Annotated in this window: 15 protein-coding genes; 4 read left to right on the forward strand and 11 right to left on the reverse strand. The window is 69.6% G+C overall.

Translation table 11 applies throughout. The features are described from left to right. Positions 1–143: 143 nt before the first annotated feature. The 3 genes from mqnE to ACIBNA_RS34975 form a co-directional block, all read right to left on the reverse strand. Positions 144–1,307: an aminofutalosine synthase MqnE gene (gene mqnE, locus ACIBNA_RS34965; protein ID WP_399169205.1), complete on the reverse strand. Its 1,164-nt coding sequence runs from the start codon at positions 1,305–1,307 to the stop codon at positions 144–146. A gap of 81 nt (positions 1,308–1,388) precedes the next feature. After that, on the reverse strand, positions 1,389–1,844 hold the full coding sequence (locus ACIBNA_RS34970; protein ID WP_399169206.1) for an Lrp/AsnC family transcriptional regulator: 456 nt from the start codon (positions 1,842–1,844) through the stop codon (positions 1,389–1,391). Between the two features lie 80 nt (positions 1,845–1,924). After that, positions 1,925–2,611, reverse strand: coding sequence for a UbiX family flavin prenyltransferase (locus tag ACIBNA_RS34975; protein ID WP_399169207.1), 687 nt, complete (start codon positions 2,609–2,611; stop codon positions 1,925–1,927). 90 nt (positions 2,612–2,701) lie between these two features. Between ACIBNA_RS34975 and ACIBNA_RS34980 the strand changes: the two genes are divergently transcribed. Then, a complete protein-coding gene (locus tag ACIBNA_RS34980) occupies positions 2,702–3,304 on the forward strand; it encodes a rhomboid family intramembrane serine protease (RefSeq protein WP_399169208.1) in 603 nt (200 codons plus the stop codon). 43 nt (positions 3,305–3,347) lie between these two features. Here ACIBNA_RS34980 and ACIBNA_RS34985 read toward each other — a convergent pair whose 3' ends face one another. From ACIBNA_RS34985 to ACIBNA_RS34995, 3 genes are read right to left on the reverse strand one after another with little or no spacing between them, the layout of a single operon-like run. Continuing rightward, complete coding sequence (locus ACIBNA_RS34985) at positions 3,348–3,710, reverse strand: Uma2 family endonuclease (RefSeq protein WP_399169209.1); 363 nt, start codon at positions 3,708–3,710, stop codon at positions 3,348–3,350. 14 nt (positions 3,711–3,724) lie between these two features. Further along, positions 3,725–4,627, reverse strand: coding sequence for a menaquinone biosynthesis prenyltransferase MqnP (gene mqnP / locus ACIBNA_RS34990; protein ID WP_399169211.1), 903 nt, complete (start codon positions 4,625–4,627; stop codon positions 3,725–3,727). Continuing rightward, complete coding sequence (locus tag ACIBNA_RS34995) at positions 4,624–6,075, reverse strand: menaquinone biosynthesis decarboxylase (RefSeq protein ID WP_399169213.1); 1,452 nt, start codon at positions 6,073–6,075, stop codon at positions 4,624–4,626. Before ACIBNA_RS34995 ends, mqnP begins: the two co-directional genes overlap by 4 nt. Before the next feature lie 69 nt (positions 6,076–6,144). Between ACIBNA_RS34995 and ACIBNA_RS35000 the strand changes: the two genes are divergently transcribed. Further along, positions 6,145–6,444: a PLD nuclease N-terminal domain-containing protein gene (locus tag ACIBNA_RS35000; protein ID WP_399169214.1), complete on the forward strand. Its 300-nt coding sequence runs from the start codon at positions 6,145–6,147 to the stop codon at positions 6,442–6,444. A gap of 41 nt (positions 6,445–6,485) precedes the next feature. On the opposite strand, the gene ACIBNA_RS35005 is transcribed toward ACIBNA_RS35000, so the two are convergent. Continuing rightward, positions 6,486–7,007, reverse strand: coding sequence for a winged helix-turn-helix transcriptional regulator (locus ACIBNA_RS35005; RefSeq protein ID WP_399169216.1), 522 nt, complete (start codon positions 7,005–7,007; stop codon positions 6,486–6,488). An 84-nt stretch (positions 7,008–7,091) separates the two neighbouring features. On the opposite strand from ACIBNA_RS35005, the gene ACIBNA_RS35010 reads away from it, so the two are divergent. Then, positions 7,092–8,687 carry a phytoene desaturase family protein gene (locus ACIBNA_RS35010; RefSeq protein WP_399169218.1) on the forward strand — a complete coding sequence of 532 codons (1,596 nt, stop codon included), beginning with the start codon at positions 7,092–7,094 and terminating at the stop codon, positions 8,685–8,687. Positions 8,688–8,693: 6 nt separating this feature from the next. Here the strand turns inward: ACIBNA_RS35010 and ACIBNA_RS35015 are convergent, their stop codons facing one another. After that, on the reverse strand, positions 8,694–8,807 hold the full coding sequence (locus ACIBNA_RS35015; RefSeq protein ID WP_399169298.1) for a DUF397 domain-containing protein: 114 nt from the start codon (positions 8,805–8,807) through the stop codon (positions 8,694–8,696). Next, on the reverse strand, positions 8,755–9,666 hold the full coding sequence (locus ACIBNA_RS35020; protein ID WP_399169219.1) for a Scr1 family TA system antitoxin-like transcriptional regulator: 912 nt from the start codon (positions 9,664–9,666) through the stop codon (positions 8,755–8,757). Before ACIBNA_RS35020 ends, ACIBNA_RS35015 begins: the two co-directional genes overlap by 53 nt. Positions 9,667–9,819: 153 nt before the next feature. Here ACIBNA_RS35020 and ACIBNA_RS35025 point away from each other — a divergent pair, with 153 nt between their 5' ends. Then, complete coding sequence (locus ACIBNA_RS35025; protein WP_399169220.1) at positions 9,820–10,425, forward strand: hypothetical protein; 606 nt, start codon at positions 9,820–9,822, stop codon at positions 10,423–10,425. Positions 10,426–10,439: 14 nt separating this feature from the next. Here the strand turns inward: ACIBNA_RS35025 and ACIBNA_RS35030 are convergent, their stop codons facing one another. Both ACIBNA_RS35030 and uvrA read right to left on the reverse strand, forming a co-directional pair. After that, positions 10,440–10,868, reverse strand: coding sequence for a DUF6281 family protein (locus ACIBNA_RS35030; protein WP_399169222.1), 429 nt, complete (start codon positions 10,866–10,868; stop codon positions 10,440–10,442). A 75-nt stretch (positions 10,869–10,943) separates the two neighbouring features. Next, the gene (gene uvrA, locus ACIBNA_RS35035) at positions 10,944–13,391 is read right to left on the reverse strand and encodes an excinuclease ABC subunit UvrA (protein WP_399169223.1); all 2,448 of its coding nucleotides are present in this window, start codon (positions 13,389–13,391) and stop codon (positions 10,944–10,946) included. Positions 13,392–13,445: the final 54 nt, after the last annotated feature.

The following is a 13,445-nucleotide window of genomic DNA, read 5'->3' on the forward strand; positions in this document are numbered from 1 at the left end:
ACCACTGATCGTCCGAAAGGTCCCCACGCCCCACACCGAGATCATCACGGCCTGAGGCGTGTTCAGGAGCTCAGTTCAAAAACACGCCCTAGGGGCGCGGGGAACTGCGCGCCAAGCCCCCACACACCCGCGCCCGAAATCGCTCAGACACGCATCGGCTGCGGCGACTCGCGACGCTCCGGGTCCGGCCCCTCATACTCCCGGATGATCTCGTACCGCGTGTTCCGCTCCACCGGCCGGAACCCGGCATCGCGGATGAGATCCAGCAAGTCCTCACGGGTCAGCTTGTTCGGCGTCCCGAAGTTGTCCGCGTCATGCGTGATCTTGTACTCGACGACAGACCCGTCCATGTCGTCCGCCCCGTGCAGCAACGCCAGCTGCGCGGTCTGCACACCGTGCATGACCCAGAAGACCTTCACATGCGGCACGTTGTCGAACAGCAGCCGCGACACGGCAAAGGTCTTCAGCGCCTCCGCCCCCGTCGCCATCTGCGTCCGCGCCTGAAGGCGATTGCGCACCTTGCCGTCCTGCACGTCGACGAAGTCGTGCTGGTACCGCAGCGGAATGAAGACCTGGAAACCCCCGGTCTCGTCCTGGAGCTCACGCAGCCGCAGCACATGGTCCACCCGGTGCCGCGGCTCCTCGATGTGGCCGTACAGCATCGTGCACGGGGTCTTCAAACCCTTCTCGTGCGCGAGCCGGTGGATACGGGACCAGTCCTCCCAGTGGGTGCGGTGGTCCACGATGTGCTGCCGGACCTCCCAGTCGAAGATCTCCGCACCGCCGCCGGTCAGCGACTCCAGCCCCGCGTCGATCAGCTCGTCCAGGATCTCGGACGCGCTCATCCCGGAGATGGTCTCGAAGTGGTGGATCTCGGTCGCCGTGAAGGCCTTCAGCGAGACGTTCGGCAGCGCGGCCTTCAACTCCCGCAGCGAGCGCGGGTAGTAGCGCCACGGCAGGTTCGGGTGCAGCCCGTTGACGATGTGCAGCTCGGTGAGGTTCTCGCCCTCCATCGCCTTCGCGAGCTTGACGGCCTCCTCGATGCGCATCGTGTACGCGTCCTTCTCTCCCGGCTTGCGCTGGAAGGAGCAGTAGGCGCAGGAGGCCGTGCACACGTTGGTCATGTTGAGGTGACGGTTGACGTTGAAGTGCACGACGTCGCCGTTCTTGCGCGTGCGCACCTCGTGTGCCAGGCCGCCGAGCCAGGCCAGGTCGTCCGACTCGTACAGCGCGATGCCGTCCTCACGAGTCAGCCGCTCACCGGAGCGGACCTTCTCCTCCAGCTCGCGCTTGAGCCCGACGTCCATTGCCACACCTTTCTCCGACAGCCCGACCAACCGTACTCCCCCACCCTTCGGGCGGGGGGACCCCCATTCGGCGCTACGCGCCTACGCCTCTTCCGGCAGATCTCCGACCCGGTTCTCCCACTTCGTGGAGAGCACGATGGTCGTACGCGTCCGGGAGACGCCCTTCGTGCCGCTGAGCCGCCGGATGATCTTCTCCAGGCCGTCCACGTTCTCCGCCCGCACCTTGAGCATGTACGAGTCGTCGCCCGCGATGAACCAGCAGTCCTCGATCTCCGAGAGGTCCCGCAGCCGCTGCGCCACGTCCTCGTGGTCGGTGGCGTCGGAGAGCGAGATGCCGATCAGGGCGGTGACACCGAGGCCGAGCGAGGCGGCGTCGACGGTGGCCCGGTAGCCGGTGATGACACCGGCCGCCTCCAGCCGGTTGATGCGGTCGGTGACGCTGGGTCCCGACAGTCCGACGAGGCGTCCCAGCTCCGCGTAGGAGGCCCGGCCGTTCTCCCTCAGGGCCTGGATGAGCTGCCTGTCCACCGCGTCCATTGCGATCGAAGCCTTCCGCTGAAGTTGTCTGAAAAGTCTGTGGTTGTGATGACGTACAGATGCCGTGCAAGGGGTGTGGCTCAGTCGGCGCGGTGTGATCCGCCGCCGAGCTCACCTTGCCAACGGCGGTAGAGCCGGTGCGGCACGCCCGCCGCGTCGAGTACGCGTCCGGCGACGAAGTCCACCAGGTCCTGGATGTGCGTCGCGCCCGCGTAGAAGGCGGGTGAGGCGGGCACGACGGTCGCGCCCGCGTCGTCGAGGGTGACCAGATGCCGCAGGGTCTGGCCGTTCAGCGGGGTCTCGCGTACGGCCACGATCAGCTTGCGTCCCTCCTTCAGGGTCACGCTCGCCGCCCGCTGCAACAGGTCCTTCGACAGCCCGAGCGCGACCCCGGCCACGCTCGCGGTCGAGGCGGGCACGATCAGCATGCCCTTGGTGGGGTACGACCCCGAGGAGGGCCCGGCGGCCAGGTCGCCGGCGCTCCAGTGCCGTATGGCGTCGATGTCCACGGAGAACGTGCCGGGCTTGCCGTCGGCGCCCCGGGACAGCCATTCCCGCAGGTCGTCCTGCCAGTGGGCGTCCCGGAAGGAGATCCCGGTCTCGTCGAGCAGGGTGAGGCGGGAGGCCCGGGACACCACGAGGTCGACGCTCTCGCCGGCGGCGAGGAGCGCCCGCAGCACGGCAGCGGCATACGGGGTGCCGGAGGCGCCGGACACCCCTACGATCCAAGGCGTACGCGGTGTCTCGCCTGGCTTGACTGGGTTCACAACACGAGCCTATCCGGCGTCGCAGGGTGGGAACCGGCCAAGGGGGGCCGGGCGTTCCCCGGAGGGGACGAGCGAGCACTGGGGGTCGCCATGTCGGGTGCGGGAGCCGGGTGGTCACGCGGCGGCCGTGCGATGGCCGCGGGCAAGCTGATGCTGGCCTGGATCGCGCTGCTGTGGCTGCTGGAAGTGGTGGACGTGGTGAGCGGCCACGCGCTGGACGGCCTCGGCGTCACCCCGCGCACCCCGTCCGAGCTGGTCGACGTCGTCCCCTCGGCGTTCATCCACTTCGGCTTCGCCCATCTGGCCGCGAACACGGTGCCGTTGCTGGTCCTCGGCTTCCTCGCCGCGCTGGCGGGGCTGCGCCGTTTCCTGCTGGTCTGCGCGCTGATCGTGATCGTCGACGGCCTGGGCGTATGGCTCATAGCCCCGCCACACACCAACACCGCGGGCGCCTCCGGCCTGATCTTCGGCCTCTTCGGCTTCCTCCTGATCAGCGGCTTCGTCGAGCGCCGCCCCTGGGGAGTCCTGGTCGGCATACTGATCGCCGCGATCTGGGGCGGCTCGATCCTGGCGGGCCTCGCCCCCACCCAGACGGGCGTCAGCTGGCAGGGTCACTTGCTGGGCCTGCTGGCGGGCGTGGCTGCGGCGTTCGTCTTCCGCCGCCCGGCAGCGAACCGAGCGCTCGCGTCTTAGGAACGCGCCTTCGGGTCCACCGGGAGCCGGGCGGTGGGGATCGTCAGCTTGCCGAGCGGGGAGTCGACGGTGAGTAGTCACGGCGGACACTTTCCGGGGACACCACCTCGGCGACGAGCTCGATCAGGTCGGCGGGGTACGCGCTGCGGTTCTCGGCCACCGCCCCTGCCGGGATGACGGCAAGGTCGGGACAGAACTCATAGGCGTCGTCGAAGGGGAACAGGACATCGCTGACGACGTCCCACCCTGGCGGCAGCTGCCGTTCGACGATCGCACACAGCCGCTGGACGGTCTCCCCGTCGGACGGCCTCACCGGGCTGGCCACGACACTGCCTTCGACGATCTCCGTGCGAAACCCCGGGAACGCGTCCTCGAAGCGGGCGAGCTGGGCACGCAGGCGGTCCATGGACCGCACCGTAATCAGACGGTCAGACCACGCACCAGAAGATCCAGCAGCGCACACACGAACAGGGCAATCCCGATGAAGCCGTTGACGCTGAAGAACGCCCTGTTCACTCGGGACAGGTCGTGGGGGCGGACGATGCTGTGCTCGTAGAGGAACGCGCCGGCGACGATCAGCAGGCCCAGCCAGAAGAAGGCGCCGGCGTCGGTGGCCAGGGCGTACCAGACGAACAGGGCCGTAGTGAGGGTGTGGCAGACCCGCGCGCCCCAGATCGCCGCCGGGATGCCGAAGCGGGCCGGGACGGACATGACGCCGATCTCGCGGTCGGTCTCGACGTCCTGGCAGGCGTAGATCAGGTCGAAGCCGCCGATCCAGATACCGACGGCGAGACCGAGGATCACCGCGTCCCAGGACCAGGAACCCGTGACGGCCAGCCAGCCGCCGACCGGTCCCATCGCCTGCGCGAGGCCGAGGATGGCCTGCGGGAAATTCGTGAACCGCTTGCCGTACGGGTAGACCACCATCGGGATCACCGCGATGGGGGCGAGCGCCAGGCACAGCGGGTTCAGCAGGGCCGCCGCGCCGAGGAAGACGACCAGGGCGATCAGAGCCCCCGTCCACGCGTGCCGTACCGACATCGCGCCCGTCACCAGTTCGCGGTGCGCCGTGCGCGGGTTACGGGCGTCGATCTCCCGGTCGATGATCCGGTTGACCGCCATCGCGAAGGTCCGCAGCCCCACCATGCAGATGGTGACCAGCAGCAGCCGCCCCCAGTGGACGTTCTTGTCCCACTGGTACATCGCCGTCAGGGCGGCGATGTAGGCGAAGGGCAGCGCGAAGACCGAGTGCTCGATCATCACCAGCCGGAGGAAGGCCTTCGTGCGTCCCGGCTGCGGGATCGCGGCGGAAGCGGAGGTCACAGGCCGTACTCCTTCCAGCGGCGGTCCACCTTCGCCGCGGTCTCCGGATCGGACTCCACCATGTCGGGCCAGCCGCCGTCGCGCGTGTAGCCCTCCTCGGGCCACTTCTTCGTCGCGTCGATACCGGCCTTGCCGCCCCAGAACTGCTGGTACGAGGCGTGGTCGAGGTGGTCGACCGGCCCCTCGACGATGCTCAGGTCGCGGGCGTAGTCCGTGTTGCCGAGCGCCCGCCAGGCGACCTCGTGCAGGTCGTGCACATCGCAGTCGGAGTCGACGACCACGATCAGCTTGGTCAGCGACATCATGTGCGCGCCCCAGATGGCGTGCATGACCTTCTGCGCGTGCTTCGGGTACTTCTTGTCGATCGAGACGATCGCGCAGTTGTGGAAACCGCCCGCCTCCGGCAGGTGGTAGTCCACGATGTCCGGCACGATGATCTTCAGCAGCGGCAGGAAGAAGCGTTCCGTCGCCCGGCCCAGCGGCCCGTCCTCCGTCGGGGGCCTGCCCACGACGATCGACTGGAGCAGGGGCCGCTTCCGCATCGTCACGCAGTCGATCTTCAGGGCGGGGAAGGGCTCCTGCGGGGTGTAGAAGCCGGTGTGGTCGCCGAACGGCCCCTCGGGCAGCATCTCGCCCGGCTCCAACCAGCCCTCGATCACGACCTCCGCCTGCGCCGGCACCTGGAGCGGCACGGTCTTGCAGTCGACCATCTCGATCCGCTTGCCCGCGAGGAACCCGGCGAACAGGTACTCGTCGATGTCCCCGGGCAGCGGGGCCGTGGAGGCGTACGTCACGGCGGGCGGACACCCGAAGGCGATCGCGACGGGCAGCCGCTCCCCGCGCCTGGCCGCCACCTGGTAGTGGTTGCGGCTGTCCTTGTGGATCTGCCAGTGCATGCCGATCGTGCGCTTGTCGTGGCGCTGGAGGCGGTACAGCCCGAGGTTGCGGATGCCCGTCTCCGGGTCCTTGGTGTGGGTGAGCCCCAGGTTGAAGAAGGAGCCGCCGTCCTTCGGCCACGTGAACAGGGCGGGCAGCTGCTCCAGGTCCACGTCGTCCCCGGTCAGGACGACCTCCTGCACCGGCCCGTCCTTCACCTTCTTCGGCGGTACGTGCGTCATCGCGCCGAGCTTCCCGAAGGCCTCGCGCACGCCGACGAACCCGTGCGGCAGCTCGGGCTTCAGCAGCCCGCCGATCCGCTCCGAGATCTCGGCGTACGACTTCAGGCCCAGCGCCTTCAGCAGGCGCCGGTCCGTGCCGAACACGTTCATCGCGAGCGGCATGCTCGACCCGCGCACGTTCTCGAAGAGCAGCGCGGGACCGCCGGACTTCTGCACCCGGTCGACGATCTCTCCGACCTCCAGATACGGGTCCACCTCGGCCTTGATGCGCTTGAGGTCGCCCTCGCGCTCCAGAGCCCTGAGCAGGGAGCGAAGATCGTCGTAAGCCATGCGGTCCAGTATCCCCGAGCGGCTACCCTGGCCCTGAACCGCCCACCCGCTTTCGCTGAGAGGCCGCGCATGCTCCGGGTACTGATGTTGCTCGTGCCGCTGGCGCTGAGCGTGTACGCGTTCATCGACTGCATCAGCACGAAGGACGACGACATCCGTCACATGCCCAAGCCGCTGTGGGCGATCCTCGTGCTGCTGTTTCCGCTCGTCGGCTCGATCTCCTGGCTCATCGCCGGCAAGAAGCGGAGTGGTGTGGCGGGAGGCCGTCCGCGTCCCCGGCAGTGGGTGGCGCCCGACGACAACCCCGACTTCCTGAAGTCCCTCGACGAGGAGAAGCGGGACGACGACCCCAAGCGGGACGAGCCCTGACGGACCGCGACACCGCGATCTGAACGTCCCGCTCGCCGCCGTCAGTCGGACGCGGACGCGGGCCTCGCCCCGGGACCCGGGGCCGCCGCCACCTGGCCTGGCGCGGTGATCTCGTGCCCTGACGCGCAGGTCACCACCGTCCTAACCGGGCTGCCGCAGTCGCGGTGGAGCAGGGAGACCGTGGAGGCGCCGGCCGGGACGATCCACTGCTCGGCCCAGTCGTTCAGGGCGATCAGGATGGGCAGCAGGCCGCGGCCCTTGTCGGTGAGGCGGTACTCGTCGCGTCCGCGCGCACCGGGAGCCCGGTAGCGGGTCTTCTCCAGGATGCCGTTGGCGACGAGGTCCCTCAGGCGGGCGGACAGCACGCTCGGGCTGATGCCGCAGTGGCGCTCGAAGTCGTCGAAGCGGCGTGTGCCGTAGAAGGCCTCCCTGATGATCACGCCCGTGGTCCGCGGGCTCAGGGACTCCAGGGCGAGATTGATCGAGTCGGGTTCGATGTCCCACGCGTCCCGCTGCCACCGTTCCGGGTGGCCCCCAGTCGCTGCTTCGGCTGCGTCGCTCACGTCTCCCTCTCCTGTGTGTTGCCCGAGTCTATCCGTCCCTCTAGGCTGACTACGGTTTTGCGAAGCTAGACGAAAGGGCACCACGTGAACATCGGTGAGAGCTACCACCGCAGTACGGCCGGCCAGACATGGGACGCGATCGTCATCGGATCGGGGATCGGCGGTCTGACCACAGCCGCCTTCCTGGCCCGGACCGGACAACGGGTCCTCGTGCTGGAGAAGCACTCGACGGCGGGCGGCGCCACCCAGACGTTCCGGCGCGCCGGATACGAGTGGGACGCCGGGCTCCACTACATGGGCGACGTCCACCGGCCCAACAGCCAACTGCGCCGGATCTTCGACCACATCAGCGGCGGCAAGCTGGAGTGGGCTCCCATGCCGGACGTGTACAGCCGGGTCTTCATCGGGGACCGGGAGTACGAGTACCGGTCCGGCGTCCAGCGGTTCAAGGACCGGATGAAGGAATACTTCCGCCACGAGTCCGGGGCCATCGACCAGTACGTCGACCTGGTCTTCGCGGCGAACCGTGCGGCTCGCCCCTACCTCGCCCACCGCAGCCTGCCGCACTCCGCGGGAGACGCCCTCTACGACGACCTGGCCGCGCCCTTCCGCTCGTACGCGGACCGGACGGTCACCGAGGTGCTCACCGACCTCACCGACGACGCGGAGCTGCGTGCGGTGCTCAGCGGCCACTACGGCGACTACTCGCTCGCCCCCGGCCGCGCCTCGTTCGGCATGCACGCCATGCTCATCCGCCACTACATCAACGGCGCGAACTTCCCCGTCGGAGGCTCCGCACGACTTGCGGAGACGGCGACCGACGTCATCACCGGAGCGGGTGGAGCCGTCCTGATCTCCGCGGACGTGGCAACCGTCGAGCTGGACGACAAGGGCTCGGCCCGCGGCGTCGTCATGACGGACGGGAAGACTTTCCGGGCGCCGTTGGTCATCAGCGACGCCGGTGCGCTCAACACCCTGACCCGGCTGCTGCCGGAGCGGACTCCCGCCGCCACCGGGCTCGTCGACTCCCTGCGCGCGATCGGCCCTTCACAGACGTACGTCATGCTCAACATCGGGATCCGGGAGTCCGGCGACCGGCTCGACCTGGACCCGGCCAACATCTGGGCGCACGCCGGACCCGACATCGACGGCGACATCGCCGCGTTCGAGGCCGACCCCGAGCACCGCGCCATGCCGACGTACTTCCTCACCTTCCCGTCCCTGAAGGACCCGACGTGGGAGAGCCGGTACCCGGGACGCACCACCATCGACATCGCGGGGCTGACCAGCTGGTCGCTGTTCGAGCCGTACGCGGGCAGCGCGTGGATGCGCCGGGGCGCCGACTACGAGCGCCTCAAGGACAGGCTGACCGAGGAACTGCTGGGCCAGGTCTTCCGCTTCTGTCCCCAGCTGGAGGGCCGCATCGACCACACCGAGCTGGCGACGCCGCTCAGCTTCAACCACTTCCTCGGCAGGGAGAAGGGTGACTTCATGTCCCTCGCCCACACCCCGCAGCGGTTCGCCCTGCGCGACCTCGGCGCCCACACCCACGTCCCCGGTCTCCTGCTCACCGGCCAGGACGTGGCGTCGGCCGGCGTCAGCGGCGCGATCATGGGCGGCGTCGTCGCGGCCTCCGCCGCGCTGGAGCGCGACGCCCTGGAAGACCTCGCGACCGGGTGAGCACCCTCAGCAGACGCCGGCGAGGAAAGCGGACCAGGCGGATCGGGTGACGAGCAGGATCGGGCCGTCAGGGGTTTTGCTGTCGCGGATGGGGACGATGTCGGGGGTATCGGGGGCTATTTCGATGCAGTTGCCGCCGTTGCCATCGCTGTAGCTGCTCTTGATCCAGGTCACTGCGCCGAGCTCGTTCCGGTCCATAGTGCTCGTACCTCTCCATCGCCTCGTGGATCAGAGCGGCGGACTGGGGAGCTGACAGGGCGTCCGCCCTGAGCACATCATAGAACTGGTTATAGCGCTCGTAGAGGGCCGGATCGTTGGTGAAGTGGCCACGGTTGAGGGACTCCGAGTAGAGCCACTGGCGCCCTTCGGGCAGCGTGATCAGCGACATGGAGCCGCTGGGGCGGACGATTTCGAGAGGGCCTGCGGGCGCGACCTGGATACGGATGTTGGGGCGCTGCGCGACGCTGAGCAAGTGCGCGCACTGGTCCCGCATGACGGCTGGACCATCGACCACGTTGCGCAGGCAGCTCTCGTCGAGGACGACGATGTACAGCGGACCGCCATCGGCAAGGAAGCGCTGCTGTCGGCTCATCCGGGCTCGGACGCGCTCCTCCAGCTCCACTCCGCTCACGTAGCGCGAGGACAACGCCCGGGCGTAGTCCGGCGTCTGCAACAAGCCCGGGATGACACGCTCCTGGTACTCCCGCAAAGTGACGGCCACCTCATCCATCTCAGCCCGCCGCCGGAACCAGTCAGGATGCTCCACCTGCGGGTACCAGTCGATCCGCCCCCACAACCGCAGCAACACCCCACCCGTATCAAGAAGTTCGTCGCACTTCTTCGCGAAACTCTCCTGCGGAACCCTCGTTCCCGCCTCCACCCGCGCCACGTGCGAGCGGTCGCACGGGATCTGCCTCGCCAGACCCTCCTGCGTGAGCAGCGCCGCCTCGCGGAAATGCCGCAGCACCTCCCCGAACACGGCGGCCGTGCTCGCCCCCGACTCCGCCCCGCCGTTCCGTCGACTCACGGCCTCCCCCTCCGTGACAGTGCACCGGTGTCACACGCCAAGCATTGAACCGGCCCATTCCCCTGAGCAACGCTCGATACACCCAGAGTTACGGAGGTGCAGGGAATGGAACCGGGAACGCTCGTCTACGACCCTGAAACGCGCAAGGTCGGCGAGTATCAGGACAAGACCGGCCCGTACGTGATGCTGCGCCCGGTCGGCGGCGGTCGGGAGTGGCAGGCCGACCCGGCGCGGATCCGGGTCGCAACGCTGGAGGAGCGGCTCAGGGCGGGCGTACGCGCGGCCAACGACCGTTCCAGGGAAGGGTTGTCGGCCGATCCCACCCGGCCTCCCGCACCGGTACCCGGGTGTGCGGCATGCGAGGAACTCGCCGCCCGGCGCGACAAGGCGCGTGCCGCGTTCGACGCGAGCGCGGTGACCGACGCGAACGTCCTGCTCCGCCAGCACCAGCGAGAGGTGCACGGCGGGGAACCGGCAGGGCGCCGGATCTTCCGGTACGTCCCCTACTCGATCGTGCAGGACGCCTCGGCCCTGCCCGAGTACCAGGCGTACTGCGTCTCCGGCGACGACGCGGACTGCGGGGCGACCTCCGGGCCGTGTCAGGCGCCCGGCGAGGTCGAGGAGTGGCAGCGCAGGCACACCCAGGAGACCCGGCACCTGCGCTACCGCCGCAGCTTCGCCGACTACGCGGTGTTGGAGAAGCGAGGCTGAGGCCCGGTCGGGCGTCAGGAACGGTCGGTCAGCTTCTTCAGCTCGGGCGGGAGTTCCTCGACGGTGTCGGTGACGACGAGACGGTAGTGGTCGGTGTCCTCCGCCACCGCGATGGCGACGCCGGGGTCCACCCCCCGCACGGCGAACGCGGTCATCAGGGCCGGGCCCTCCCCGTCGTCGCCGTCGCCGTCGCCCGGAGTGTCGTCGCACGCCGGGCGGGTGGCATGGCCGAGCGACTTCCCCACGGGGACGTCGGTCTCGTCCCTGCCCAGGTACCTGCGGCCGTCGTACTCGACGACGTACGCGCAGGACGGCGCGGGCCGCGCGCCGTCGCCGTCGTCCGACGACGACTCCGACGTGCAGCCCACGGACAGCGAGGCGACGGTCGCCGCCAGCAGCCCCCACGCGGGTGCGCGTCTGCCGCGCTGGAGTGGCGTCTTCATCGGTACGCCTCCTTCTGGAGCCTGGGCTCCGGCTCATTGGATACGGAACGAAGACGTGCGGGGGTCGGGAAAGGTTCAGGTCCCGGGTGCTCCTTCCACCATCAACTGTCCCCCGGCCGCACCGCCTTCGGGCCCCAGTTCGATCAGCCAGTCGGAGGCCCGCACGACATCCAGGTTGTGCTCGATGGTCACGACCGAGTGGCCCGCGTCGACGAGGCGCTGGAGGACGTCGAGGAGGCGGGCGGTGTCGGCGGCGTGCAGGCCGGTCGTCGGCTCGTCCAGCAGGTACAGCGCGCGTCCGGTCGTTCGCCGTCCCAGCTCCCGGGCGAGTTTGAGGCGTTGGGCCTCGCCACCGGAGAGGGTGGTGGCGGGCTGGCCCAGGGGGAGGTAGCCGAGGCCGACGTCCGCCATGCGCTTCAGCCGGGTGGCCACCGGTGGGACGTCCTTGAACACCGTCAGCGCCTCGTCCACCGTCGCCTGGAGCACCTCGGCTATGTCGTGTCCCTCGTGGCGGACGGAGAGAACCTCCGGCCGGAAGCGGCGGCCCCGGCACGCCGGGCAGCGCACCTCCACCGCCGGGAGGAAGTGCATCTGGACGGTGAGCACGCCCGCGCCCTCGCAGCGTTCGCAGCGTCCGCCCGGCACGTTGAAGGAGAAGTGCCCCGCTGTCAGGCGGCCTTCGCTGCGGGCCGCGAAGACCTCCCGGATGGGGGTGAAGACGTCCGAGTACGTCGCCGCGTTGGAGCGCGGGACGCGGCTGATCGGCTGTTGGTCGATGAGGACGGCCTTGGACAGGTGCTCCCAGCCGTCGATGCCGTCGTGCTCGGCCGGGAGGTCCCCCGCCCCGTGGAAGTGGCGGCGGGCGGCCCGGCCCAGGATGTCCAGCAGCAGCGTCGACTTGCCGGAGCCGGAAGGGCCCGTGACCGTCACCAGGCGGTTCAGCGGGATCCGTACGGTCACGTCCTTGAGGTTGTGGGCGCGGGCCCCGCGGATCACGACGGCCGAGTCGCTGTCGCCGCGTCCACGGGACTCGGGCGCGGGCAGCCGGCCCGACAGATACGCGCCGGTCACCGAGGCCTCGGCCCGGGCCACCTCCTGCGGCGTCCCGGCCGCCACGATCCGGCCGCCGTCCCGGCCCGCCCCCGGGCCGACGTCCACCACGTGGTCCGCCGCCCGCAGCACGTCCAGGTCGTGCTCGACGACCAGCACGGTGTTGCCCAGGTCGCGCAGGCGGCGCAGGACACCGATCAGGCGGGCGGTGTCCGAGGGATGCAGGCCGATGGTCGGCTCGTCGAGGACGTACAGCACACCGGTCAGGCCGGAGCCGAGCAGGGCGGCCAGCCGCAGCCGCTGGGTCTCCCCGGCGGAGAGGCTCGGCGTGGACTGCTCCAGGCTGAGGTAGCCGACTCCGACGTCCACCAGGCGCCGTACCCGCTCCTCCAGGTCGGCGACGACCGGCTCCACCAGCAGCCACTCGTCCCCGGCCGACCGCGCCTTCAGGCCGGCCAGCCAGCCGTCGAGTTCGGTGAGCGGCAGTCGTGCCGCCTCGACGATCGTCAGTCCGCGCACGGTCACCGCCCGGCTCTCCGGCCGCAGCCGGGTGCCCTCGCACTGACCGCAGGGCTGCTTCACCAGGCCCTGTTTCTCGGCCCGTTCGCGGTACTCGGGGTCGTCGGCGCGCTCGGTGTAGCGCCGCAGCAGTGCCGTCGCGACCCCTTCGAAGCGGCCGGACGACACGGAAGTCGGCGAGTCGGTCTGCGGGAAGTGCCGCCGGAACTCGGGGCTTTCGACGCCGTGGATCAGCAAGTCCTGCTGCGGTTCGTCCAGTTCGCCGAAGGGGCGGTCCGCGTCGAAGGTGAAGCCGTAGTGGCGGGCGGCGGCCCGCAGCGCGGTGAGGTTCCACTCGGTGAGCTTCGGGTTCCAGCCCCGTACCGCGCCCTGGGCGAGCGAGCGGGAGCCGTCGACCAGGCGCCGTACGTCGGGCCGGATCACCTCGCCGAGGCCGGTGCAGGACGGGCAGGCGCCCGCGGGCTTGTTGAAGGAGAAGGAGCCCATCACCAGCTCGGGCACGAGGGTGCCGCAGTGCGGGCAGGGGGTCTGCTCGCCCTCGGCGTCCTCGTCGGCCTCCGCCTCGTTCACGTACGACGGCGGGATGCTCTTGCCGCAGCCGGGGCAGGGGCGGGTGCCGATCCGCGACCACAGCAGCCGCAGGTAGGTGAACACCTCGGTGACCGTGCCGACCGTGGATCGCGGACTGCGGTTGGTGAGGTGCTGGTCGACGCTGATGGACGGGGACAGGCCGCTGATCGAGTCGACGGCGGGTTTGCTGACGAAGCCGGTGACCATGCCCAGCGACTCCAGGTACTGCCGCTGGCCCTCGCGGTGGAGGGTGTCGAAGGCGAGCGTGGACTTGCCGGACCCTGACAGGCCGGTCAGGACGACCAGCTTGTTCTTCGGGAGGGAGAAGGAGACGTTCCTGAGGTTGTGGAGGCGGGCGCCGGTGACCCGGATGCTGTTGTCCATTCCTTCAAGTCTTCCATTGAAGTGCGATGTTGAGACTTTCCAGGCATCAACGGT

The sequence above is a fragment of the Streptomyces sp. NPDC050164 genome (genome assembly GCF_044459945.1).
Lineage (GTDB): Bacteria > Actinomycetota > Actinomycetes > Streptomycetales > Streptomycetaceae > Streptomyces > Streptomyces coeruleorubidus_A.

Bases quoted from the DNA above. Each gene is read 5' to 3' on its own strand.
- ACIBNA_RS35000 (WP_399169214.1), top strand. From the start codon at position 6,145: ATGCTCCGGGTACTGATGTTGCTCGTGCCGCTGGCGCTGAGCGTGTAC.
- ACIBNA_RS34980 (WP_399169208.1), top strand. From the start codon at position 2,702: ATGTCGGGTGCGGGAGCCGGGTGGTCACGCGGCGGCCGTGCGATGGCC.
- ACIBNA_RS34985 (WP_399169209.1), bottom strand. From the start codon at position 3,710: ATGGACCGCCTGCGTGCCCAGCTCGCCCGCTTCGAGGACGCGTTCCCG.
- ACIBNA_RS34995 (WP_399169213.1), bottom strand. From the start codon at position 6,075: ATGGCTTACGACGATCTTCGCTCCCTGCTCAGGGCTCTGGAGCGCGAG.
- mqnE (WP_399169205.1), bottom strand. From the start codon at position 1,307: ATGGACGTCGGGCTCAAGCGCGAGCTGGAGGAGAAGGTCCGCTCCGGT.
- ACIBNA_RS35025 (WP_399169220.1), top strand. From the start codon at position 9,820: ATGGAACCGGGAACGCTCGTCTACGACCCTGAAACGCGCAAGGTCGGC.
- uvrA (WP_399169223.1), bottom strand. From the start codon at position 13,391: ATGGACAACAGCATCCGGGTCACCGGCGCCCGCCTCCACAACCTCAGG.
- ACIBNA_RS35030 (WP_399169222.1), bottom strand. From the start codon at position 10,868: ATGAAGACGCCACTCCAGCGCGGCAGACGCGCACCCGCGTGGGGGCTG.
- ACIBNA_RS34970 (WP_399169206.1), bottom strand. From the start codon at position 1,844: ATGGACGCGGTGGACAGGCAGCTCATCCAGGCCCTGAGGGAGAACGGC.